This window comes from Paenarthrobacter sp. GQ52 (genome assembly GCF_059759005.1).
In genome coordinates, this window is the sequence record NZ_JCAXEJ010000017.1 from 71,517 (window position 1) to 94,040 (window position 22,524).

20 protein-coding genes are annotated in these 22,524 nt (G+C 62.2%); 10 read left to right on the forward strand and 10 right to left on the reverse strand.

Translation table 11 applies throughout. The annotated features are described in order from the left end of the window. Positions 1-68: 68 nt before the first annotated feature. Positions 69-1,331, reverse strand: coding sequence for a ricin-type beta-trefoil lectin domain protein (locus AC6CH8_RS18255; RefSeq protein ID WP_498191760.1), 1,263 nt, complete (start codon positions 1,329-1,331; stop codon positions 69-71). Positions 1,332-1,671: 340 nt separating this feature from the next. Here AC6CH8_RS18255 and AC6CH8_RS18260 point away from each other — a divergent pair, with 340 nt between their 5' ends. Genes AC6CH8_RS18260 through AC6CH8_RS18270 form a run of 3 tightly spaced genes read left to right on the forward strand, consistent with a single transcriptional unit; the run spans position 1,672 to position 5,267 of the window. Then, positions 1,672-3,555, forward strand: a complete 1,884-nt coding sequence (locus tag AC6CH8_RS18260) for a glycosyltransferase (RefSeq protein ID WP_498191762.1) — start codon at positions 1,672-1,674, stop codon at positions 3,553-3,555. Between the two features lie 51 nt (positions 3,556-3,606). Beyond that, positions 3,607-4,044, forward strand: a complete 438-nt coding sequence (locus AC6CH8_RS18265; RefSeq protein ID WP_476112796.1) for an STAS domain-containing protein — start codon at positions 3,607-3,609, stop codon at positions 4,042-4,044. Beyond that, entirely contained in the window at positions 4,035-5,267 is a 1,233-nt protein-coding gene (locus AC6CH8_RS18270) for a glycoside hydrolase family 26 protein (protein ID WP_498191763.1), read from the forward strand. Before AC6CH8_RS18265 ends, AC6CH8_RS18270 begins: the two co-directional genes overlap by 10 nt. A gap of 21 nt (positions 5,268-5,288) precedes the next feature. Here the strand turns inward: AC6CH8_RS18270 and yczE are convergent, their stop codons facing one another. Continuing rightward, complete coding sequence (gene yczE / locus AC6CH8_RS18275) at positions 5,289-5,918, reverse strand: membrane protein YczE (protein ID WP_178993346.1); 630 nt, start codon at positions 5,916-5,918, stop codon at positions 5,289-5,291. Between the two features lie 61 nt (positions 5,919-5,979). Here yczE and yczR point away from each other — a divergent pair, with 61 nt between their 5' ends. Further along, the gene (yczR, locus tag AC6CH8_RS18280; RefSeq protein WP_498191764.1) at positions 5,980-7,434 is read left to right on the forward strand and encodes a MocR-like transcription factor YczR; all 1,455 of its coding nucleotides are present in this window, start codon (positions 5,980-5,982) and stop codon (positions 7,432-7,434) included. A gap of 163 nt (positions 7,435-7,597) precedes the next feature. Here yczR and AC6CH8_RS18285 read toward each other — a convergent pair whose 3' ends face one another. Then, the gene (locus AC6CH8_RS18285; protein ID WP_498191766.1) at positions 7,598-8,290 is read right to left on the reverse strand and encodes an SRPBCC family protein; all 693 of its coding nucleotides are present in this window, start codon (positions 8,288-8,290) and stop codon (positions 7,598-7,600) included. Then, a complete protein-coding gene (locus AC6CH8_RS18290) occupies positions 8,283-8,933 on the reverse strand; it encodes an ArsR/SmtB family transcription factor (protein WP_498191768.1) in 651 nt (216 codons plus the stop codon). The genes AC6CH8_RS18285 and AC6CH8_RS18290 overlap by 8 nt, the downstream gene beginning before the upstream one ends. Before the next feature lie 152 nt (positions 8,934-9,085). On the opposite strand from AC6CH8_RS18290, the gene AC6CH8_RS18295 reads away from it, so the two are divergent. Together AC6CH8_RS18295 and AC6CH8_RS18300 are read left to right on the forward strand one after the other, a co-directional pair. Then, positions 9,086-10,015, forward strand: coding sequence for a pseudouridine synthase (locus AC6CH8_RS18295; protein WP_498191781.1), 930 nt, complete (start codon positions 9,086-9,088; stop codon positions 10,013-10,015). A gap of 77 nt (positions 10,016-10,092) precedes the next feature. Continuing rightward, on the forward strand, positions 10,093-10,749 hold the full coding sequence (locus AC6CH8_RS18300; RefSeq protein ID WP_498191769.1) for a hypothetical protein: 657 nt from the start codon (positions 10,093-10,095) through the stop codon (positions 10,747-10,749). Between the two features lie 34 nt (positions 10,750-10,783). Here the strand turns inward: AC6CH8_RS18300 and AC6CH8_RS18305 are convergent, their stop codons facing one another. Then, on the reverse strand, positions 10,784-11,341 hold the full coding sequence (locus AC6CH8_RS18305) for an O-acetyl-ADP-ribose deacetylase (RefSeq protein WP_498191770.1): 558 nt from the start codon (positions 11,339-11,341) through the stop codon (positions 10,784-10,786). 54 nt (positions 11,342-11,395) lie between these two features. On the opposite strand from AC6CH8_RS18305, the gene AC6CH8_RS18310 reads away from it, so the two are divergent. After that, on the forward strand, positions 11,396-12,040 hold the full coding sequence (locus AC6CH8_RS18310) for a DedA family protein (protein WP_091465318.1): 645 nt from the start codon (positions 11,396-11,398) through the stop codon (positions 12,038-12,040). A 15-nt stretch (positions 12,041-12,055) separates the two neighbouring features. On the opposite strand, the gene AC6CH8_RS18315 is transcribed toward AC6CH8_RS18310, so the two are convergent. The 3 genes from AC6CH8_RS18315 to AC6CH8_RS18325 form a co-directional block, all read right to left on the reverse strand. Next, a complete protein-coding gene (locus AC6CH8_RS18315) occupies positions 12,056-12,361 on the reverse strand; it encodes a hypothetical protein (protein ID WP_420180129.1) in 306 nt (101 codons plus the stop codon). A 106-nt stretch (positions 12,362-12,467) separates the two neighbouring features. Further along, positions 12,468-15,266, reverse strand: coding sequence for a phosphoenolpyruvate carboxylase (gene ppc / locus AC6CH8_RS18320; protein ID WP_420180128.1), 2,799 nt, complete (start codon positions 15,264-15,266; stop codon positions 12,468-12,470). 156 nt (positions 15,267-15,422) lie between these two features. After that, positions 15,423-17,036 (reverse strand): sigma-70 family RNA polymerase sigma factor, encoded by a 1,614-nt coding sequence (locus AC6CH8_RS18325; protein WP_498191771.1) that lies wholly within the window; start codon positions 17,034-17,036, stop codon positions 15,423-15,425. Positions 17,037-17,298: 262 nt separating this feature from the next. Between AC6CH8_RS18325 and AC6CH8_RS18330 the strand changes: the two genes are divergently transcribed. The 3 genes from AC6CH8_RS18330 to AC6CH8_RS18340 all read left to right on the forward strand — a co-directional run bounded on the left by AC6CH8_RS18330 (position 17,299) and on the right by AC6CH8_RS18340 (position 20,357). Then, a complete protein-coding gene (locus tag AC6CH8_RS18330; protein ID WP_498191772.1) occupies positions 17,299-17,964 on the forward strand; it encodes a hypothetical protein in 666 nt (221 codons plus the stop codon). Further along, on the forward strand, positions 17,961-19,295 hold the full coding sequence (locus AC6CH8_RS18335) for an Ig-like domain-containing protein (RefSeq protein ID WP_498191773.1): 1,335 nt from the start codon (positions 17,961-17,963) through the stop codon (positions 19,293-19,295). The genes AC6CH8_RS18330 and AC6CH8_RS18335 overlap by 4 nt, the downstream gene beginning before the upstream one ends. A gap of 234 nt (positions 19,296-19,529) precedes the next feature. Beyond that, positions 19,530-20,357: a DUF1684 domain-containing protein gene (locus AC6CH8_RS18340; protein ID WP_498191774.1), complete on the forward strand. Its 828-nt coding sequence runs from the start codon at positions 19,530-19,532 to the stop codon at positions 20,355-20,357. A gap of 19 nt (positions 20,358-20,376) precedes the next feature. Here AC6CH8_RS18340 and AC6CH8_RS18345 read toward each other — a convergent pair whose 3' ends face one another. Together AC6CH8_RS18345 and AC6CH8_RS18350 are read right to left on the reverse strand one after the other, a co-directional pair. Further along, the gene (locus AC6CH8_RS18345) at positions 20,377-21,666 is read right to left on the reverse strand and encodes an acyl-CoA dehydrogenase family protein (RefSeq protein WP_498191775.1); all 1,290 of its coding nucleotides are present in this window, start codon (positions 21,664-21,666) and stop codon (positions 20,377-20,379) included. After that, positions 21,666-22,472 (reverse strand): SDR family NAD(P)-dependent oxidoreductase, encoded by an 807-nt coding sequence (locus tag AC6CH8_RS18350; RefSeq protein WP_498191776.1) that lies wholly within the window; start codon positions 22,470-22,472, stop codon positions 21,666-21,668. The genes AC6CH8_RS18345 and AC6CH8_RS18350 overlap by 1 nt, the downstream gene beginning before the upstream one ends. Between the last annotated feature and the right edge of the window lie 52 nt (positions 22,473-22,524).

Genomic DNA, 22,524 nt, shown 5'->3' on the forward strand with positions numbered 1-22,524 from the left:
GAAGCTCCCCAGCCGCCCCAGCAATAGCCGCCGGACACCGCAAGCCGCGCGCCGCCGTCGGACGTTTTCTACGCCATCCGCCACCACTTTTGGTTGGTGGAACCGGCGCAATCCCACAGCTGCAACCGAGCACCGTTGGATGAATTCCAGTCAGTCACGTCCACACATTTGTCCGCCTGCGGGTTCACCAGATCCCCGGCACTGTTCAGGACGAATTGCTGCGCCGGACTGCCGTTGCAACTGGTGAGTTGGACTCGTGCACCGTTCGCGGTTGATCCCCACGCCACGTCCATGCACTTTCCCAGTGACCGAATGGTGCCGTTGTCAGCAAACGTCCACTGCTCCGACGCTGCCGTATCGCAGTCCCATAATTGCAAGGTGACCCCGTCAGTTGCCTGCCGACCGGCCACATCAATGCACTTGCCGGCATAGCCCTGGATGCGCGTGCCGGCCGCAGAGGAAGGCGCCGCCGGAACGGAAGCAAGCTCGTACACGCGGACGTAATCAATCAGCAGCGACTGCGGAAACACCGTGTCCGAAGCTGGCGCTCCGGGCCAGTAACCGCCCACGGCGAGGTTCAGGAGCAGGAAGAAGTCGTGGTCGAAAACCCACGGGCCGGCAGTTGCTGCCTTGGTCTTTCGTGAGAAGGCCGTTCCGTCGATGTACCAGGTGACGGACTCAGGCCCCCAGTCCACCGTGAACGTGTGGAAAGCATCGCCCAGGGATTTACCGTCGGGCAGTGTGTAGCTGGCGTTGGAGGCGTTAGCCCCGGAGTAGCCGGGGCCGTGGATGCTTCCCCAGACCGTTCCGGGTTCCTTGCCAACGTTTTCCATGATGTCGAGCTCGCCACTGGTGGGCCAACCGTCGGTGAAAACGTTGTCGCCGAGCATCCAGAAGGCGGGCCACATGCCTTGCCCCTTGGGCAGTTTGAGTCGGGCTTCGAACCGACCTTGTGTTCGGCTGAACTTGCCGGCGGTCAGGAGGCGCGCGGACGTGTACTGGCACGTGCCGTAATGGCACTCATAGCCCGCAGGATTCTCCCTCCGGGCGGTGATGGCCATGTTTCCCTGCCCATCGGCTGCAGCATTATTTGTGCTGTTGGTGTAGTACTGCAGTTCGCCGTTGCCCCAGCCGGATCCTCCGGTGTCGTGAGTCCATTTTCCGGGGTCCGGTGCCGTGCCGGCGGGGCCGTTGAATTCGTCGCTCCACACCAGCTCTCCAGGTGCGGGCATACCAGCGGCAGCCAGCGCGGACGGTTCCGGGGCTATGAGGGTAGCTGCGATGGTCAGGCCGGCGACGAGCATCGTCAGGGGCATGAGTCTTCGCTTCATGGTGCCACTCTGAAGGCGTCTGCCCGTGGCACGCAAGCTTTTTCGAGGCGACACGCAAAACGTCACAGCAAGGAAATAATCAACGCAGGTTTACTTTTCAATGCCGTAACGAGGATGAAATATCGGCGGGAGAAAGTGGAAGCAGGAACCAACTGGTTTGCAGATTTCCTTCAAATCCGTTGGGAAAAGGACATTCCGTTCGCAGCCGAATTCCTTCCCTTGAGCATCGAAGATGCAGCTCCAGGCGCGTCAGCCGTGTCCTCCCGAACTTCGCTCTGAGGAGCGTTTGGACATACTGGCGCGCCTTGGCCTTTTCCCCAGCAGTTACCGGAGGCTAAAGATGGGCATTTACAGACAAATACTGGTAAGGATCCTTGCAGTTCTTGTAGTTTCCTTTGGATTGATTTATATCAGCTGGCGCTGGTCGAGCACTGTCGCGTGGGATGCCTGGTGGATCTCGCTGCCCCTCGTGGCCGCGGAGACTTACAGCCTTGGCGAATCGGCGCTTTACGCCGTCACCATGTGGAACGCACGACGACGTCCACCTCCCCCACCAGCCCTGCCGGGCAGATCGGTGGACGTTTTCATCGCCACCTACAACGAGCCGCTGGACTTGGTGCTCAAAACGGCCATCGCGGCCAGAGACATGGAGTACCCGCACGAAACCTGGATCCTTGACGACGGCGACCGGGCCGAATTTGCCACCGCAGCCCGGCGGATCGGCGTCGGGTATATCACCCGCGGTCCTGAGTGGGATGGCCGGCAGCGCTTCGCGAAGGCAGGGAACGTCAACAACGCCCTGTCCATGACAACGGGCGAGTTCGTGGCCATCTTTGACGCAGACCAAGTCCCTGAACCGCGTTTCCTGGACCGCGTGCTGGGCTATTTCGATGCCGAGGAAGTGGCTTTCGTCCAGACCCCGCAGCACTTTTGGAATGTTCCGGAACGGGACCCGCTGGGAAGCCAGGCGGAACTCTTCTACGGCCCCATCCAACAGGGCAAGGACGGCTGGGACGCAGCGTTCTTCTGCGGTTCCAATGCTGTCCTACGCCGTGAAGCCCTCATGGCCCTGGGCTTGACCCGCTACACGCGGACAGCCACTGAGCAGACCTGGCGCGCTTTGCGTCGGGGCCGATCGCGTTTGCAGGACCTTCACGGCGAAGTCGGCAGGCGTCATCCCGCGGCCATGATCGTTGCAGAACAGGCCTTGGAGGCAGTGGCACGCGCGGAGCATCAGGTGCGCAGAGGCGATGTCCTCGCCGAGATCACTTTCGAACTCCGCATCGCCTTCCATACAGCCGCTCTGGCAGTTCCCGATGCATTGGACGACGTGGTGCCGGAACTTGACGCTGTCTTGGAATCGGTGGATGTGGCCCACACGGACCAAGCACTGGCCATCCACCCCATGGACACCACCACCATCACCGAGGACATGGCAACGGCCATGCACCTTCACGCGATGGGGTGGGGCAGCGTCTACCACCACGAGGTGCTGGTCCATGGGTTGGCCCCTGAGGACGTGTCCACCATGCTCTCGCAGCGGCATCGATGGGCGGCCGGCACCATGCAGGTGTTCTTCAGTGACAATCCGTTGTTTCTTCGGGGCCTTACCGTGGCTCAGCGCCTAATGTATCTGGGCACTATGACGAGTTATCTGAATGGCTTCGCGGCCCTGAGCTACATCGCGGCGCCTGTGGTGTTCCTGGTGGCCGGTACCTACCCGCTGACCGCCAGCCCCGTGGTGTTCTTCTGCCTCTTCCTGCCCTTCTTCATTTCGTGTCAGCTGCTCTTCCAAGTAGCGGGCAACGGGTCGAAGGGATTGTGGCGCGGCCAGCAGTGGTCCTTTGCCCTGTTTCCCACCTGGATCGCAGCCACGTGTTCAGGCGCGGCAGCGGTTTTCCTTGGCAAGCACCTCGCGTTCTCGGTGACAGCCAAGAGCAAGCAGGCCACGGGCCGCGGATTCCAGCATGTCAGGCTACAAGTAGTTGCCATGGCGTTGCTCGTTGTGTCCTCGTTGATCGGCATTGCCCGAGTGTCATCCGGGGAAGCGCCGCTCTATCCCACCCTCATCACGTTGGCCTGGGTTGTCTTGGACCTGGCGCTTTTGAGCGTGGTGATCGGTGCCGCGAGGTACCGGGGGCGCGGCGACCACCTCGTTGAACCGATGCCCACTCCCAAGGAGCTCACCAGCGTCCTTGGTGCCACAACCAAACCCACACCCTGACCGCAACCATCAATTAACGCCGTTCCAACCCCCAGCAAGGAGCGACCCCCCATGTCCATGCTCTCCCATGCCCCGAACACCACCTCCACCGCCTTGAAATCGGTGGATCTGACCATCACCGGCGCCTTGGACGCCGCTACTGTTCCCGCTATTCGCCAAGCATCCGCCAAGGCCGCCGCGGACGGCCCCGTCCTGGTCCTGCTGGATGTCGCAGCAGTGACTTCGGTGGGAGCATCAGGCGTAGTAGGGGTGCTTGAGGTGCTGCACCTGCTCCGATCGCGCGGCGGCGATCTCCGCCTTTTCGGCGATTCCAGCGAGCTCCAGGAAACCCACCTCCAAGCCCATCTGGGTCACGTCGCGCGTATCTACGCAACTCGCCAAGATGCCGTCGACGGCGGTGCGGCACTCGTGCGGCCACGCGGGCTTGCGCCTCGCTTCAGTTGGCGGTCTCTCTTCAGGCGTCGTCATCGCTCCATCGGATGGGGCTGACCGTGACGCAGATTCCTCCCACTTTCACGGGACATCCGAACAGAAAACGCCGGCGGGCCAGCCTGCTCATCCCCTTGGTGGTGACGACCCTCGCTGCCACGGGCCTGGGTTTTGCTTCCAAGGAGGTGGTGCCGGTAGTCCAGGCCCTGTCCCTCTGCCGGGCCGGGGATGCTTCCACCATGATCCCCAAGGACGGTGTGCTTCTGGGCGTGAACCTCGATTGGGACTCGGAGACATTGTCCGAGCACCGGGAAAACCTCGGCCATGATCCGGCGGTGGTAGTGCAATTTTCGGATGTCCCCTACGACGACGAAACGTGGGCTCACACCACCAACGCCGTCACCCAGGTCCGCCCAACAGGGGGCGTGTTGCTCCTGACCCTGGAACCGCACGGCGGCCTGGAGACCATGAGCGACGAAGTGATCGCCAAACTGGCCACCGACTTACGGGCCGTCAACGATCAGGGGACGCCCGTCGTCGTACGTTTTGCGCATGAAATGAACGGGTCCTGGTATTCCTGGGGCCAGCAACCGCTGCGTTATGTGGAGGTATTCCGCAAAGTGGCCGCTGCAATTCATGCCGGGGCGCCGGGCTCGTCCATGATGTGGGCCCCGAACTATGGTGGCGGCTACCCGTTTACAGGGGGCCAATTCGCGGCCCGTCCGGGAACTGGCGATTTCGCCGCGCTCGACACGGACCGTGACGGTGCGCTGACCATGGCTGACGACACCTATGCTCCCTACTACCCCGGGGACGACGCCGTGGATTGGGTGGGAGTTTCGCTGTATCACTGGGGCAATCAGCGGCCTTGGGGGAACAACGATATCTCGGAGTCCGGCAAGTTCCTGGCCATGCTGACCGGCACTTATAGCGGCACAGCCGGTGACGACAGTTCCGTCCCGGATTTCTATCAGGTGTACGGTGTGGACCACAACAAGCCGGTGGCCATCCCGGAGACGGCAGCCATCTTCACCCCGGCCCGCGGCGGGGCGTCCGAGCTGGACGTCAAGCAGGCATGGTGGCGTCAGGTCTTCTCCGTTGAAACCCACCAGAAGTACCCGCAGTTGAAGATGATCAACTGGTTTGAGTGGAAGAAGTACGAGATCGAGATTAACGACGACGTCGACTGGCGGAGCGCTGGATCGCCCGCCATCCGAGACGCCTTCAGTGAGGACCTACCGGACTGGTTGCAGTACGGCGAGGACCTGGAGGCCTGCCGCTAAGCGGCGCCTAAGTGGCGACCGTCAGGCAGCCGGCGCGGCCTCCACGATTTCCGTGGGGGCCGTCGCTTGTGGACGTTCCGGCACCATGAACTTCGGCAGCAACACCTGCACGATCGGGCCGATCGCCAAGGCATAGACCACCGTACCAACACCAACGGAACCGCCCAGCAGGAAGCCAACAGCCAGGACAACCACCTCGATTCCGGTGCGGACCAGGCGCACGGACCAACCAGTTCGGCGGACAAGCCCAGTCATCAGGCCATCACGGGCACCGGGTCCAAGGCGGGCACCGATGTAGCAAGCGGACGCGATGCCGTTGAGGATCACGGCACCGGCGAGCATGGCGATCTGTCCGCCCAGGTGCGAGAACTCCGGGATGAGCCACAGTCCCAGATCGGCGAAGAGACCCACAAGAATTGCGTTGGCGATGGTTCCGATCCCTGGCATCTGCCGGAGCGGGATCCACAGGAGGAGAACCAGAAAGCTGACCGCGATCACCACAACACCCATGCTGAAGCCCGTCTTTTCGGATACGCCTTGGTGAAACACATCCCAAGGGTCCAAGCCCAGGCCGGCGCGGATAAAGATGGCCAAGGAGATGCCGTACATCGCGAGGCCAATGAGGAGTTGAGTGATTCTTCGGGTCATCATGAAGTACATCATCCAAGAGAACTGGCCTTGTATTCCATAGCCAGTTTGGAATACTGGCCTTATGTCCGGCTCCCTGAATCCCACCGCACTTGTTCGCCTTCTCGGCTCTTGGAACTCCGGCGCCCTTCCCGCCTACCGGGAGCTGGCCGACGTCGTGCGTTTGCTGGTGATGGACGGACGCATCCCCTTGGACGTCGCGTTGCCAAGCGAGCGGGCACTCGCCCGGACACTCGGACTCAGCCGGACCACGGTCACTGCCGCGTATGCGAGCCTGCGCGAACAGGGATTCCTCACGGCAGGTCAGGGCAGCCGCGGACGGACATGCATTCCCCACCGCACCGAACCAGCAAGCGCGCCTGGGTTCGCGGTTCCCGAGGGGCTCCTGGACCTGGCGTATGCGTCATTGCCGGCCGCCGGCGAGGTAGTGCATCGCGCCTTCGCTGACGCCCTGACCGAGTTGCCGGCCCTCTTGCCCGGGTTCGGATACGACCCGCTAGGGGTGCCGGCCCTCCGCGAAGCCATCGCAGAGAAGTACACAGCAGAAGGGGTGCCAACGACGCCGGGCCAGATCCTTGTCACGTCCGGTGCACAGCATGCCCTCAACGTTGTGCTGCGCGCCCTGGCCGGAAAGCAGGACCGGGTTCTAGTGGAACACCCCACGTACCCCAACGCCCTGGACGCCATCCGCGCCGCCGGCTGCAAGCCCCTGCCGGTGGCACTGCCCTCGGGCACCTCGCCAGCCTGGGACATCGATGCAATGGTGGCCATCATGAATCAGCAGCGCCCGGCCATGGCCTACTTGGTGCCGGACTTCCACAATCCGACCGGGCGCATCATGTCCGACCTGCAACGCAGACGCCTTACGCGGGCGGCCGCTGCTTCCGGAACCGTGCTGGTGGTGGACGAAACGCTGCGTGGGTTGAATCTCGACGGCGTCCGCACCGCGCCGATGTCGTCGTTCAGTCCTGCGGTGGTTTCCATCGGGTCGCTGAGCAAATCGCATTGGGCGGGACTCAGGACCGGTTGGATCCGGGCAGACGATTCCCTGATTGCCCGCTTTGTTGCCACGAGGACAGTCATGGATCTGGGTGGGCCAGTGGTTGAACAACTGGCGGCGGCGCGCCTGGTGCGGTCCTTCGCGGAACCGCTTGATTCCCGGCTTGAGGAGCTCCGGCACAACCGGGAATCACTGCTGGGGTTGCTCGCAAAGCATCTGCCCTCGTGGGAGGTGGAGCGACCGCGGGGTGGACTGACAGCATGGTGCCGCCTTCCCACGCCATGCAGCACCGCACTGACCGTGCTCGCGCCCGACTTCGGCGTGCGCTTGGCGGCCGGACCCCGCTTCGGGGTGGGAGGCGCGTTCGAGCATTACCTGCGCGTGCCGTACACCTCGCCCGCTGCACAGTTGGAGTTCGCCGTCGGTGCGCTTCGCGCCGCCCAGGACAAGCTCGACGCCTCGCCGCACCTCCGCCGGACGCTAAAGACAGAGCGGCCAGCCGCCGTCGCGGTCGCCTAGTCCGCCGCCCGCCTGGTCCCGCCCACCCGACCCAACTAATACGAAAGTAGGGCTCGTCAGCCTGGAACTTGCGCAGATGAATGATCCCGCCACCGATTGGGCATCGATCTACGAGGCCGCCCTGGAATCCGTAACCCGGGCCTGGGCGGCCTAACCGGAACTGCTATGCGTAAACCTTCTCCAGGAACGCACCCCAGGCCTTGGCCGTAAGTTCTGTATCGCCGGAGCCGCTGAACTCATGCACCGTCATCCCGACCGGAGCACCGAATGCGTTCCGACCGAAGAAGCGGTACATCGTATCCGCGGTCCGGAGGCCCAGGAAGTTCTCGTTGGAGAAGTCCACTACCCCGGCCAGCCGCCCCACGCCGTCGACGTCCACATCCACTGCGGTGCCGGCGGCTACACCGTCCACATTCAGGGCCTTTTTCAGCTGAACGAATCCATCCACCGTCTGCGAAGAAGCAGGCGCCTGAATGTCCGTGAAAACCACGGGCTTGCCGTCGAAGTACTGCAGGTACTGACCCAACGTGTGCAGGTAGAACTCCGTGTGCTTGCTGGCGCCGTCGTATTGCTCATCCCAGTTCTCGGCAAAGATCCCGCTGTGAACGTAGTGGAGCTTGGCACGGCCACCCTCCAGCGGCTCAAGGATGTGCTCCAACTGGTTGAACCATCCATCCGGGCCGTCCATGCGGGACACAAGGTGACTGGGGTATTCCTCGGTGGTCTTCACGTCCGGCCACTGATCCGTGGGGAACATCCAGGCGGGGGTGTCCTTGGTGACCGCCTGCCATACTCGTTCAGGGGTGCCGGGCAGTTCGACGTCCGTCTCAATTTCGAATTTCCGGTTATCAGTCATTGCTTTGGTCCTTTTCTGCTGGGTGCTGGGTTGAGGGTGCTTTCAGTGCCCCGGTTTTGAGTGCGGGGTGAAGTACGACGACGAGGCGGTGCTTGCGCCCGCCGCCCGCCACGGCGGCCGCACCGCCGTCGTGGTACTTGTCCACGAGTTGGGTCACCGCCACACCGAGTTCCTCCGCGAAGGCCGCACGTTCGGCAGCGGAGCGGAAGGTGATCTCGCCGTCGATCGCGAAGCTGGCCAGTTTCTTCTTTGCAACGGCCGCTCCGGCGATGAGCTTGCCCATTTCCTGCACGGTACGGGAAGCCAGTGAAAGCAACCAGAACGCGGAGAACCGGTCAGAGAAGCGCCGCGGATCAGGCGCCACAGACGCCAAGGCGACAGGCGAGATCAGGTACGACGCCGCGGTCGAGCGCAGTACGCGCTCGGTGACGTTGCCCTTGCGTCGCTCCTCCACCAGCTCCACCAAACCGTGCCGTTCGAGGGCTTTGAGGTGGTAGTTCACCTTTTGCCTGGGCAACCCGACCTTCGCGGCGAGCTGCGTGGCGGACGCCGGTTCGACGAGCTCCTGCAGGATTCGGGTGCGGATCGGATCCAGCGACGCTTCCGCCGCGGCCGGGTCCTCGATCACTTCGATGTCCAACATGCTTCAAGTATGCTTACCGACAACTTTTATTGTCAAGAACTTTTTTATCGTCGGACTATCTCTCCCGTTGTGAGGCCCGCTTTGCGCCTTTCGGAGCCGCCCAGGGGTGCAGAGCGGGCCTCGCAACGCAACGCCGGTAGAATTGACCAGTGATGCAATCCCCCCTGCCCGTGCGCGACGGCGTGAACGCGACCCGTCTTCGCCTGCCGGACGAGGGACCGTGGACCACCGCAATGGACTACATGATGCATCGTTGGGGCCATATCGATCCTCAGGGCATCGAGGACCGCTTTGACGCCGGAGAGATCGTGGGCGAAGGCGGGGTACCGCTGAACCGCAGCACCAAGCTGGAGGACCACACCTTCATCTGGTACTACCGCACACTCCCGCCCGAGACCCGCCTGCCCGTGGAAATCAACATCCTCCACCAAGACGAACACATCCTGGTGGTGGACAAACCGCACTTCCTCCCCACAACGCCAGGCGGCACCTACATCCAGGAATCCGCGCTGGTCCGGCTCCGGAACCTGCTCAACCTCCCGGACCTCATCCCCATGCACCGCCTGGACCGAATGACGGCCGGCCTGCTGCTGCTCTCCACCAACCCGGAGACGCGCGGCAAGTATCAGGTCCTCTTCGAGAAGCGCCAGGTCCAGAAGGAATACGAGTGCGTGTCCGCCGCGACACCGGCCGCAGGCTATCCCGCCGTCGAATTCCCGGTGGTTGTCCGCAACCGCATGACCAAGTCCCGCAGTTACCTGCTCGCGGAAGTCATCGACGGAGAACCGAACGCGGAAACCCGCATTGAACAGACAAAAACGTTCGACGCCGGAACTCACCAGCGCGCGTTGTACCGGTTGGAACCGCACACCGGAAAGACTCACCAACTCCGCGTGCACATGGCCACGCTTGGGTTGGGAATCGTCAACGACGCCTTCTACCCGGACCTGCTGGACAAAGCCCCGGACGACTACTCCAAACCCCTTCAGTTGCTGGCCCGCGGCATCACATTTGTGGATCCCATCAGCAAGCAACGCGTGGAATATCGCAGCAAACTGGAGCTCAGCGAAGCCCGCGGCTAAGGGCCTCCCAGACCCATTCCACGTGACTCTGATCAGGACTACCATGAGGATTCCGGGCTAGTTTGCGGGAGCGGGAGATGGACAATTCAGTTGAGCTTCCAGGCGACAGGGCCGCATCAGCCTTCGCCTTCTCTGCTGCTGCCGCGGGTGCCCTCGGTATCGCCACCCTCGCAGCAATGTACGCCGTGGAAGTGCCCAAGGGTGGCCCGTTCGTTTTCGGTGCCATCAACGATGCCACCGGAGCCGTGTTCAACGTTCTCGCTATACCGGTAATCCTCCAAGTTCACCAGCGTCTCCCGAAGGCACCGTGGACCGGACCATTGAAGTGGGTCACCGTAACAGCATGCGCAGCCGGGGCCACGAGTTCGGCGTTGCTGGTATTCAAGGTCCTGGACTTTGGGCCGTCAACAGCAATTTCCGTTGCGGCAATCGTCGTCCAAGGAACTTGGTTCTTTGTGGCGAACAACAAACTTCTCCACGTTGAGGACTACCCGCAGGGGCTCGCGAAGCTCGGCCGGTTCATCGGCGGAGCCCTCTGGATCGGCCTCCCCTTGGCTGGCCTGGGCTTCCTCCTTCCCGGGCCCGAGTGGCTCCGTTACGGGATCATGGGAGCGGGCTTCATCGCGGGGGCATCGTCCTGGGCCGCCTGGCCCTACTGGTACTTCAAGGCCGGCAGGTTCCTCGGCCACAAACACGCGGCGGGCGTGCCCGGTGAGGCGCCCTCAGCGGCATGAGGTCAGCCACCCCGGGTGAGTCGCTAAACCGCGGCTAGGAGTCACCCCTCGGCGAGGAGGCAAACACAGCCCGGAAGACCGCCGTCGTCTCCTCCGAGAACAGTACGAATTCCACCCGCTCAAGCGGGCTGTCCACAGCGCCCGAAACTGAAACTGACGACGAAAACGACCTCACGGCGTCGAACGCTACCTCCGCGACCTGACCGGCGTCCCAGCCGTAAATTCCGGCGCTGATCGCAGGAAAGGAGATGGATCGGGCACCAAGACCCGCCGCCACCTTCAGGCTCTGATGGAAGCACGACGCCAGCAGCGCCGGATCGGTTTGACCCGCGTGCCGGTTGGGTCCCACTGTATGGATCACCCAGCGTGCGGGGAGCCGGAAGGCGGGCGTAGCCGCGGCGTCACCTACCGGAAGTCCGTCCTGCAGTTGCGTCCGGCGCAGCTCGCGGCAGGCCTCAAGAAGTTCCGTGCCCGCGGCCCTATGGATGGCGCCGTCCACTCCCCCTCCACCGAGCAGTGACGAATTGGCGGCGTTGACGATCGCGTCAACCCGGCGGGTGGTGATGTCACCGTGCAGAATCTCGATTCGCATGGCGCCAGTCTCACCCCCGAGCGGGGGACGCGGCAAGTGCGGTACCTTTTGCCCATGGATATCATCGCTCCAGAGACATGGGGATCCGCAATTTACCTGTGGATTGTCCCCATTGTGTTGGGCGATGCCATCTTCCCGCCCATCCCCTCCGAGATGGTGGTGATCACCGGCGGGGCGCTCGCAGCCGACGGCCACGCCAACTTCTGGCTCATCCTGTTCCTTGCTGCGTTCGCTTCCTGGCTGGGCGACATGGCAGTGTTCCTGCTGTTTAAACGGCGCATCAGCCACGTTCTGGACCGGTGGTCGTGGGGCCGCCGGGTCCACCGCGGAATCCACGAGGCCATCGCCAAAGCCGGCCGTTCGTCAACCTACGGCGCCATCATCGGCGCTCGGTTTATCCCCGGCGGCAGGCTCGCCACCTCATCCGCGGCGGGCATCGCCAACGTTTCGGTCCGCGGTTTCAGCCTGTGCGCCGGCCTGGGAGCAGTGCTTTGGGCAGTATGGCAGGTCGGCTTGGGCTACTTCACGGGCTCCACCACCAAGCTTCCCTTTTGGGCCAGCTCACTCATTGGGGTGGGACTGGGCCTGGTCATCGGCGTGGTGGTCGGATTGATCGTTACCCGGCGCCGCGGCAGCCGATCCCCCGTGGACGAACCCTTCGACGCCGACAAGCCCGGCGACGTTCCGCAGCCCGAGTAGGGCTGACTAACTGGTCTAAACCGGCGACCAACGGCCGCGGCTCCGACGCAACACGAAAAGGCTTCCAGTGACAGCTACGCGTTCGACGGCGTCACGCATCATGGCTGCCGACGTCCGGGCTTCGTCGTTCTCGCCCGAGTAATCCCGGTCGCCCACTGTGAAGCGCAGGCTGATCTGGGGTACGCCTCCCACGATGTCGAGCTGGTTCGATTCGACATGGTGGCGGGTTTCCAGCGCTTCCACCGCTGCGGCCATCACCGACTCGGGTGCGTTGCCCGGCTTAAGGCCAGTGATCTTCAACTTGGTCTGAAACGACGGCATCCCACTACCCTAACGCTCTCGCACATCCCACGCCCTTGGACGGATGCCTCTCCCACCGGGTGAGAGAGGCATCCGGGGAATCCCGAGGGATGTGAGAGAAGGTTTGCTAGCCGGTGTTGCGCAGGCCTGCAGCTACACCGTTGACGGTGATGAGCATGGCCCTTTGGAGCCGCTCGTCGATCTCGCCCCCGGACAACTGCTCCTCGCGCACACGGCGGAGCAGCTCTACTTGCAGGTAGCTGATCGGGTCCAGGTACTGATCGCGGATTTCGAGTGAACGCTTCAGCGTCGGCTGGGCATCCAACAACTCAATCTCACCCGTAAGCCGTTCGATTTCGGCCACAGTGAGCTCGTACTCGTCGCGGATCATGTGGAACAACCTGTGCAGTTCCTCCGGGACCAGCGACGAAACGTAATGACCGGCAATTTCCATATCCGTCTTGGCCAAGGTCATTTCCACGTTGGAGATCACAGAGCGGAAGAAGTGCCAGCGGTCCATCATCTCCAGCAGCTGATCGGTGTCGCCGGCTTCGCGGGCGGCTTTCAAGCCGGAGCCCACGCCGAACCAGCCGGGAACGATCTGGCGTGACTGGGTCCAACCGAAAACCCACGGAATTGCCCGCAGGCCACCGAGTCCGGCACCTGAATCCGGACGCTTGGAGGGGCGCGAGCCGATGTTCAATGAACCCAGCTGCTCCACCGGCGTAGAAGCGAGGAAGTAGGCCGGAAGTTGGGGATCGTCAATCAATGTGCGGTAGCGGGCGAACGCTGCATCCGAAATGGTTTCCATGACATTGGCGTACCGCTCACGCTCGTCATCCGAGGTGCGCGGAGTACGGTGCAGGGCCGACCCCTGCATCACTGCAGCCAGGGAAAGTTCCAGGTTTTCGCGGGCGAGCTCTGGCAGGGAGTACTTATCCGAAATGACCTCCCCCTGCTCGGTGAACTTGATCTCGCCTTCAAGTACGCCGTTCGGCTGGGCCATGATGGCGTCATAGGTGGGTCCGCCACCGCGGCCCACAGATCCTCCGCGGCCGTGGAACAGGCGCACGCGGACGCCATGCTTGGCAGCTATGTCACGCAGCTTGCGCTGGGTCTTGTGGATCTCCCACTGGCTGGTCATGACGCCGGATTCCTTATTGGAATCGGAGTAACCCAGCATGATCTCCTGAATGTCTCCGCGGAGACGGACAAGTTCCCTGTAGGACGGGTCGGACAGCAACTGATCCACGATCTCGGCCGAAGCCCGGAGTTCCTCCACCGTTTCCAAAAGCGGAGCGAACCCGATCTTGGCATGGGGCTTGCCGCTGAAGAGATCGATCAGGCCAGCTTCACGCGCAAGAACTGCTGCAGCCAGGACGTCATCGGCACCACGGGTCATGGAGATGATATAGGTCTCCACGACGTCCGGACCGTAGGTGTGCAGGGCCTGGCGGATGCTCCGGAAGACGTCGTACGTGCCGTCCGCAGTGCCTTCAAGCTTGATCGGGTGGCCGGACAGCGGCCGGCGGGAAGCCAACTCGGCCCCAAGGAACATGAAGCGTTCCTCACGCGTCAATTCGCCGTAAGGCTTTTCCGTGCCGAGCCGGTCCACCAACTGCCCCACGGCATCATGGTGGTAATCGGCGTGTTCGCGGATATCCAGTGTTGCCAGGTGCAAGCCAAAGGCAGCGATTGCCCTGCGGACGCGGGCCAGGGCCCCGTCTGCCACCAATGCGGCGGAATGGTTCCGCAGCGAGGCCTCAAGCAGCCCAAACTCCGCAAGCAACTCAGGAGTGGTGGCGTAGTCACGGCCCGGCTCGTGATAGGTGGAAGCTGAAATACGGCGACCGGTGTTGATGAGCTTGGCCTTGATGCAGGTCAGCTTGAGCCTGTAGGGCTCCTGCGCGTTCAGCTCAAGGATGCGCTTGTCCAGTCCGGGGAGGTTCTTGAGATCCTCAGCGATCGAATCCAACAGCTCTTGGTCGGCCCCAAATAGTGCTGTCGAGTTGGAGAGCACTGAGATGAGTTCGTCGATGAGGGCAATGCTGATCCGGACAGCATTTTGGTTCTGCAACTGCAGGATTTCCCTGGTGACAGCAGCAGTGACGTTCGGGTTGCCGTCACGGTCGCCACCAATCCACGAACCAAACTTCAAGGGTGCAGCGGCGGCCGGGAGCGTGACGCCATGCTCGGCCAGGAGTTCTGAAAGGTCGGTCAGCATTTCCGGCATTGCATCGGTCAAGATGCTGTTCAAGTAGTAGATGGCGTTCCGAGCCTCATCTACAGGAGTGGGGCGGACCTGGCGGAGCTCGTCGGTCTGCCACATTTGGTCGATGATCTCGGCTAGTTGCCGGTCTTGGCGGCGCCGCGCCGAAGTCCCCTCCGTGGTTGGCTCAGCAAGGACGTCCGATAGTTTGCGGACCTTATCCAACACTGAGCGACGTGATGCCTCGGTAGGGTGCGCCGTGAAAATGGGCCGGACGTCGAGTTCGTTGATCACATCCTGCAGGACCTGCGGGCCCGCTTGGCCGGCTATCTCCGAGACTGCTTTTGCCAGCCAGCCGTCCTTTTCCTGCCGGGTACGCAGTCCACGAACGCGATGTACCTGTTCGGCCGCGTTGCTGAGGTGGAAGTAGAACGCAAAGGCACGGACCAAGTCGGTCGCCTGGTCCAGCGGCAGGGAGGCGAGCAACTCGCGGACCTGAGCAACGACGTCGTGCGCGCTCCAAGGGCCGGTGGCATCTGCGCCGCCCCGTGCGGCTTCCTTGGACTCCTTGGTCAGCAAGCGGACCTGCTCCACAAGCTGGAGCAGTTCCGGACCGTGTTGTCGGACCAGGGACTCGCCGAGAAGCGTGGATACGCGTCGCACGTCGGCACGCAGTTCGGCTGCGAGATCGGTGTCTTGATGGGCAGTGTGAACCATTGATACTTACCTTCGGGATCTGGTTTGGCCCGTACACTGCGCTGGATACTGTGAGCCGGATTACTAATGTTTCCTACGGGATCTTACCCGCACGGAACTCAACAAAAGAATGTGTCTCAGATTTTGGCATCGCCTTCCCCAGCCAGAGTCCCGATGTCAGTAGTTGTAGGAGAACTTGTTAGGAGCCAACCCCGGGCCACTCAAGGTGTAGCTCAGTTCGCGGTTTTTCTTATTGCCCTTGGAGTCGGTCAGTACACGGAATTGAAGATCACCCCGCTGCACAGAGCTGCTGGCACAGATAGCAACGCGCCGGCTCTCCAGCGCGCAGGTCCATCCAACCGGCGCTTGAAGGGAACCTTCCACTATCCATGCATCCGCGGCCACCGAAAATACCGCTTTGCCGCTACCCAAGGGGTTTGCACCTGAGACTTGGAAGTCGATTTCCATGGTGATGTTCGCGGCATCCCGGCCTGAGTATTGCCGCACAGAGCCCTGCACATCCGCCGGAACGGCGGTCCTCGGGCCTGCAGCAAGTGCGGGAGCCGGTGTGGGGGCTGGTGGTGCAACCGGGGAAGGTGTGGCGGAGGGCTCTGCGGTTTTATTCTGTGCGGGCTCCTCCTGTATGGGCAGCGTGGGTGCTTGCGTCCCTGAAGGTACCTCCACCGTGGTTGGTAGCAATTCCTCCGGGACCGGAGGCAACTCTGCCGGAGCGGAAGATGCAGGGCCTGGTGTGCTGCTTGGCGTCGATGTAGCGGTGGGCGTCGCCGGTTCACTTTCCCATGGTGGACTGCCAGTCTGCAGAGCGCGCTGCTGCGAATACGTCTCCGGAGTCAGGTGATCAACTATTCCTATGGACCCCAACACAAGCCCCACCCCGGCTGCCGCGACGACGGCCAGGACTATCGGTTGAGCGAGCGCTGGTGCGATCAGTGCAGCTTTAGCGGGAAAAACCGCGCCGAAAACGCCCAGCCCCGCGCTTTTTCCCGCCCAGATCGTGATGGGAACACCCGTAACCATGGGAAGGAGCACGGCTCGCATGCTCCCTTGAACGTCCTTCAGTTCGGCGAGGGCGGCCGTACATGTAGAGCAGCCATTCAGGTGATCCCTAACCTTGCGCTCGGTGGCTGCTGACAGTCCACCGCGGATGAAGTTGCCGAGTTTCGAAGCGAACTCGGAACACCTGCCATCGGCCTGCTCTGCGATATGGCACTGCAGGTATTGCCTCCTGAGGCCTTCGCGCGCACGGAGGGCGAGCGCAGAAACAGCATTGGGAGAAAGCCCCAGAATGGGTGCAACGGCTGCAGGTTTCATGCGTTCCACGTCCAAGTACCACAGCACCGCCTGCCACCGTTCCGGCAAGGTGCGGAAGGCTTTGGCCACCGTGCGCGACTCGAAAGCATTGATGGCGGCGTCTGAATCGGCCAAGGCGTGATCCAGAACAGAATCATCACCGCTGGGCAGGACCTTGCCGGCTTTTCGGTTCCGTTGATGGGACAACCTGGTAACTGTGGATAACAGGTAGGCCCGAAAGAATGTATCGGGCCCTCTCCCAGCCACGAGGCCTTGCAGCACAGCTTGAAAGGCCTCGGCCACTACATCCTCGGCATCGCTTGGATTGTCCACGTTGCGTCGGGCAACGGTGGATGCAATGGACACGTGTCGCTCATAGAGACCATCGAACGCGGACATATCTCCGCCCCGGACCAACTCAATAAGACGCCCATCGTCGTCGATTTTTAATTTGCTGCCTGCGTGTGAACTCTGTGCCATCTATGGCATCCCCAAACCGTAAAGAACCCTGCCCATGTATATGGAGTGGGGGGTAGAGGCAAGTCGTGACGCGTTTTTCTACATAGTCTTTATCAAAGCTTGGGGAAAGCACTTCGTCACGAACCGTCTGTTCAGCGCACTATTCGGATATGACCTTGTTCCGGACCAAATCATTCGCCGAATGTGCGTACGGTATCTATTGCAGCGAAGATGGCAAACGGCCAGTTACAAGATGGGGTGGCGCTTCGGGGCGGATTGGTTCGTGCCTGAGGTCCGGACAATCGTAACGTCGCTCGCCACCGGCACAGCGATACCGGCCGGCAGGGCCAAATTACTCGGAGCGGCCCGCGCCACGAATGGCGTGGGCATCAATGAGACCATGAGCGATTTCCGTGCGTTGTTTCTGGCTGCGGAACAGCCCGTCGACATCGACGCCCTTCAATCACTGGCGGAAGGCTGGGCGGAGGTCGCAGAAACAGCCGCCCCCCTCTCATGCACCGATGTCTACACAGGCTTGGTCACCCACGCGCACTTTCAGCGACGGATCCACGAGGTATCCACGTTAGGGCCGGAGTCCACGGGTTCGCATGCCCTGGCGATCATCCGGCTGCCCGGCCCCCGCCATAACCGCGGACACTGCTGGACACTCCTTGCCCGGCTCGGGGAAGCCGTCAAAGGACAGTTGCACGGAACCGGATCCATGGCCATGTACCAAAATTCTGCTGTCCATATCCTTTTCCCCCTTGGAGAACGCAGCCTGTCCCGGCTACTGGGATGCAAGGCCGTGCTGGAGGCTTTGGGGGACGGGACGCTGAGCCCTGCGCGCATGGTGCTTTACCCGCTGCAACGTCACGAACCTTCCGCTGCCAACACTCACCCTGTGACGGAACACAACACCCAAGGATTCGAAGGACCATCCAGAAAATGAACAATCAGATCCATCTAAAAACCGTGTCGCTGGTGACTGCGCTGCTGGCCGCTGTCATGGCTGTCTTGGGCTTGGGGCTGACCGCCCTTCCGGCCACTGCGGCAAATATTCCGGAAGCGGAGATCACCATCAGCACGGAATCAGTAGTTACCAAGCAATGGGACCAAGTGGATGTGAAATGTGAATGGTCCGTCCCCGACAAATCGCAACCCGGGGACACCTTCAGTCTGCGACTCCCCGCTGAACTGCGCTGGTTTGGCGACACTACCTTTGACCTGAAGAACCCGGCTGGCCGCACAGTTGCCACCGCAGCCGCGAATAGCGCCGGGCTGGTGGTCTTCACCCTGACCGATTTCGTCTCTTCGCATCCCCTGAACGTTGGCGGAAAGTGTTCCTTCACTACCCAGTACGCGCTTGAGCTCACAGGCGGAGGAACAGAGGAGCTGAACTTCGTTGTTGGTGACAGCGTGGTTCGGGTTCCCGTGACCACTGAACCCTGCACAGAGAATTGCACCCCGGGCGTGCCAACGTCTGCCGGAAAGTCGATGTGGTGGGCAGACCCCGCCCAGACGAAACTGGAGTCGATCTTCTACATGCCGCCCATGGCCTTCGAAACCAACGATGTTGTGGTGACGGACATCCCTGCGGCCGGCATGGAAATCGATTGCAGCCAAGTTACACCCCGCGTTGGCAAGGTCGTGAGCGCCGCCGGCAACATTGTTGAGCCATTCGATGATGAGCAATATCCGGCAACCATCGAGTGCACCCCGCAGTCGCTGACAGTAAGTTGGCACGGGCTTCCGGAAGGCGAGCACGTGGAGCTCTTCGTGGTCACAACGGTGACCGACTCTTCCTTGGATGTCTACGAGAACAACGGAACAGTCAACATCTCGGGCGAACAGCACCCCGTTGGTGCCGAGACGCGTCGAAGCGTCGCGAGCGGAACGGGCGACGGAACGGTCGATACGACCCCAACACCCACTCCGAGCCCGAGCACAGCACCCGCAACGCCGACTCCGACGCCGACTCCGACGCCGACTCCGACTCCGAGCCCGAGCACAGCACCCGCGACGCCCACTCCGAGTCCGAGCACAACTCCGAGCATCAGCACACCCCCCGCAACTCCGGAACCGAGCCCGAGCATCACCCATCCCATTGTCGTAGCGATTCCCGAGGAACCTGCGGAACCCACAGAGGCGGATAGCCCTGAGCAGCTGGCCAACACCGGAGCCCAGGGGCAGGGGTTCATCTTCATTGCTGCGGCGCTTCTGGCCGCGGGATCCCTGTTTGCCTTTGCAGGTGCCCGGAAGTACGGGCAGCGGTCGCACTAAGAATCCGACCGCAATAGCCAAGACGGCGACGATGGGTTGGGCACGTCGTGAGCGGCCCATCGTTTCCGTCCATCAATCCCGGCTCGCGCTGGCATGAATCAGGGCCAGCGCGAGCCGATCCAAGATAGCTGGGACCAGCCCGGTTCGCGGAGAATTCGGGGAATGCCCCAGCCCGGCGCATAGTTGAGGCAAGTGCAACCGCCACGAACTGACGCAAACCCGCCGAGGAGAACCATGAGCTCGCCCACCACCGCAACCGACGCCCAACTCGCCCGTTGGGAGCGGTTCCGTGCAGGTCGAAATGCAGCTCTTGCCACCGAACACGGCTGGCTGACGCTCACATCTTTCCAATGGCTTGAGGCCGAACCTTCCGAGGTCGAACTCATCCCTGGCCTGTGGTCCACCGACGGCACCACAGCTTTCCTGACGGCGAGCGCTGCGGATGGGCTCACGCTCGTGGAGACGGGACAGAGCGTCGACGGGACCATCTCGGCCACACTTCAGGACGAAGAGTCGCTCATGTGGGTGCAGTTTGGAGGCAAGGACGGCAAGCAAGTAGTTGTGGAACTCGCCATGCGCGCCGACAAGTACGCTGTTCGCACCCGCGACAACAACTCCCCCGTATTGACTGGGTTCAAAGGTGTCCCCACCTACGAATACAACCCCGCCTGGGTTATCGAGGGCCGGTTTGAATCCTACGATGAGCCAAAGGACGTGCCCATCGGCACGGCGAACCCCTTGGTGGACGGTGTCCACCGGTCAGTGGGCGAAGTGGCGTTCCGGGTACCGGGTGTTCCCCACGAAATCCGGTTGCACGCTGAGGAGGAGAAGCTGGGCGCGCTCAACGTAACCTTCCACGATGAAACCAACGGAGAGACCACGGACGAATGGCGCAAGGTGTTCATCCCCCGGCCCCGGCCCGACGGGTCCGTGGTGATCGACTTCAACCGCGCCATCAACTACCCGAGTGCATTCACTCCGTACGGCACCTGCCCAATGCCTGTCCGGGGCAATTCAATCGATGTTCGGGTGGAAGCCGGAGAGAAGCTTCCGCAGGACTAGCTCCCGGACAGCCGGCGGTCTAGGCGATGGCGGAAACCCCTGTGACTGCACGGCCAACGATCAGCGAGTTGATTTCGTAGGAGCCTTCGTACGTGTAGATGGCTTCGGCGTCGGCGAAGATCTTCGCGATGCGGTAATCGGTAACGATTCCGTTCCCGCCCAGGATTGACCTGCCCAACGCCACGGTTTCCCGCATCCTTGCGCTGCAGTAGGCCTTGGCAAGCGCCACCTGCGCCATCTCTGCGCCTCCGTGCCGCACTCCTTGCGCATCGGTGAAGATGTCCTCCTGCAGTTGCGCTATTCGGACCATCATCCCCATACTGGCCACCGCGTTTCCCAGCATGTCCACGAGGTGTTGCTGAATGAGCTGGAATTTGGCCAGCGGCTTACCGAACTGCATGCGTTCGACGGCGTACTGCCGGGCGACGTCGAAGGCGGCCAGTTGTTGGCCAACGGCCTGCCAGGCCACCATGATGCGGGAGCCACGGAGTAGGTGGTTGGTGTCCACGAAGCTGCTGATGCCGGCGAAGCGATCTGCCTCAGCTACCTCCACGTCCACAAACACGATGTCGGCGTTCTGCACGGTCCGCAGGGCAATCTTGTTCTCGATGCGGCTCCGCGTGATGCCCGGCAAGGATGCGTCAACGATGAAGGCACGCACGGCGCCGTCTGTTTCGTCCTTGGCCCACACCAACATGTAGTCGCAGAACGTCCCGTTCCCAATCCAGCGTTTGGCGCCGTTAATCACCCAGTAATCGCCGCCGTCGGAATCTGCCCGCTCAACACGGCGGGCAGTGGTCTCCATGCCGCCGGCGACGTCGGAGCCGTGATCCGGTTCCGTAAGCGCGAAGGCGCCGGTAGTGCGGAGGTTGGAGGCGTCGTCGAGGTAGCGGTCCTGCTGGGCGTCGCTGCCAAAGTCGTACAGCGACTCCACGAAGAGGTCGTGATGAACCATGAAGAACGTCGCGATCGAGGTGTCGACGCGTGTCATCTCGGCTATGACCAGGCCGGCGAAAAGGTGGGTATATCCGCGCTGGGCGGGCGCGCTGAGCCGGAGGGCCACGAGCTTAGGGAGGATGTGTTCGGGGAACTCTGCTTTCTCCCACCACTGCCCGGCGTATGGTGCGATCTCGGAGGCAAGGAAAGCCCGGAGTTCGTTGAGTTTCCGTTGCTCCTGGACGCTGAGCAGGGATTCGAAGTCGAAGAAGTCAGCCGTGGGAAGGTCCGCCACGGACGACGGGCCTGGCCCGCCCGAACCGGGCACAACCGTTCCAGGTAAGGACCCCGGAATGCCGTTGTAATCGCCCATTATTTGAGTCCCATACGGATGGCGCCATCGAGTCGGATGGTCTCCCCGTTGAGCATGGCGTTTTCCACGATGTGGGCCGCCAGGTTTGCGTACTCCGAGGCACGGCCCAGGCGTGCGGGATGCGGGACCTGCTGTCCAAGTGAGTCCTGGGCCGCTTGGGGAAGTCCGGCCATCATGGGCGTTTCAAAGATGCCAGGGGCGATGGTTGCTACGCGAATCAATGAACGCGCGAACTCCCGCGCCAAGGGGAGCGTCATGGCTGCTACAGCACCCTTGGATGCGGCGTAGGCTGGCTGGCCGATCTGGCCTTCAAAGGCGGCCACGGAGGCAGTGTTGATGATGACGCCCCGTTCGGGCCCACCCAGTTCCGTGGAGACGGGTTCGGTTTCCACCATGGCAGCAGCGGCCAAGCGGGTCACGTTGAAGGTGCCCACAAGGTTGATCTGAATGACCTTGTTGAAGTTCTCCAGGGGCAGTACGCCTTCGCGGCCAAGGACTTTCCCCGGCGTTGCGATGCCTGCGCAATTGACGACTATCCGGAGCGGTCCCAAAGCTACGGCGGCATCGACGGCGGCCTGGACTTGGGATTCGTTGGTGACGTCTGCGGGAGCAAAGACAGCACGTGGACCTGGCTCCCCCTCACCCGAACGTGTCGCATTCAGATCGGCCGCATATGCGTCACCAGCCGATTGCGGCAGATCCACCAGGACCACCGAGGCTCCGGCGTCGAACAAGCGCTTCGCGGTAGCGGCCCCCAGCCCTGATGCCCCGCCGGTTACCAGCGCGACCGTGCCCTTGATGTCCATTCATCCTCCTTGATGCAGACCCAAATCCGTTAATGCATGTTAACTGGAATTG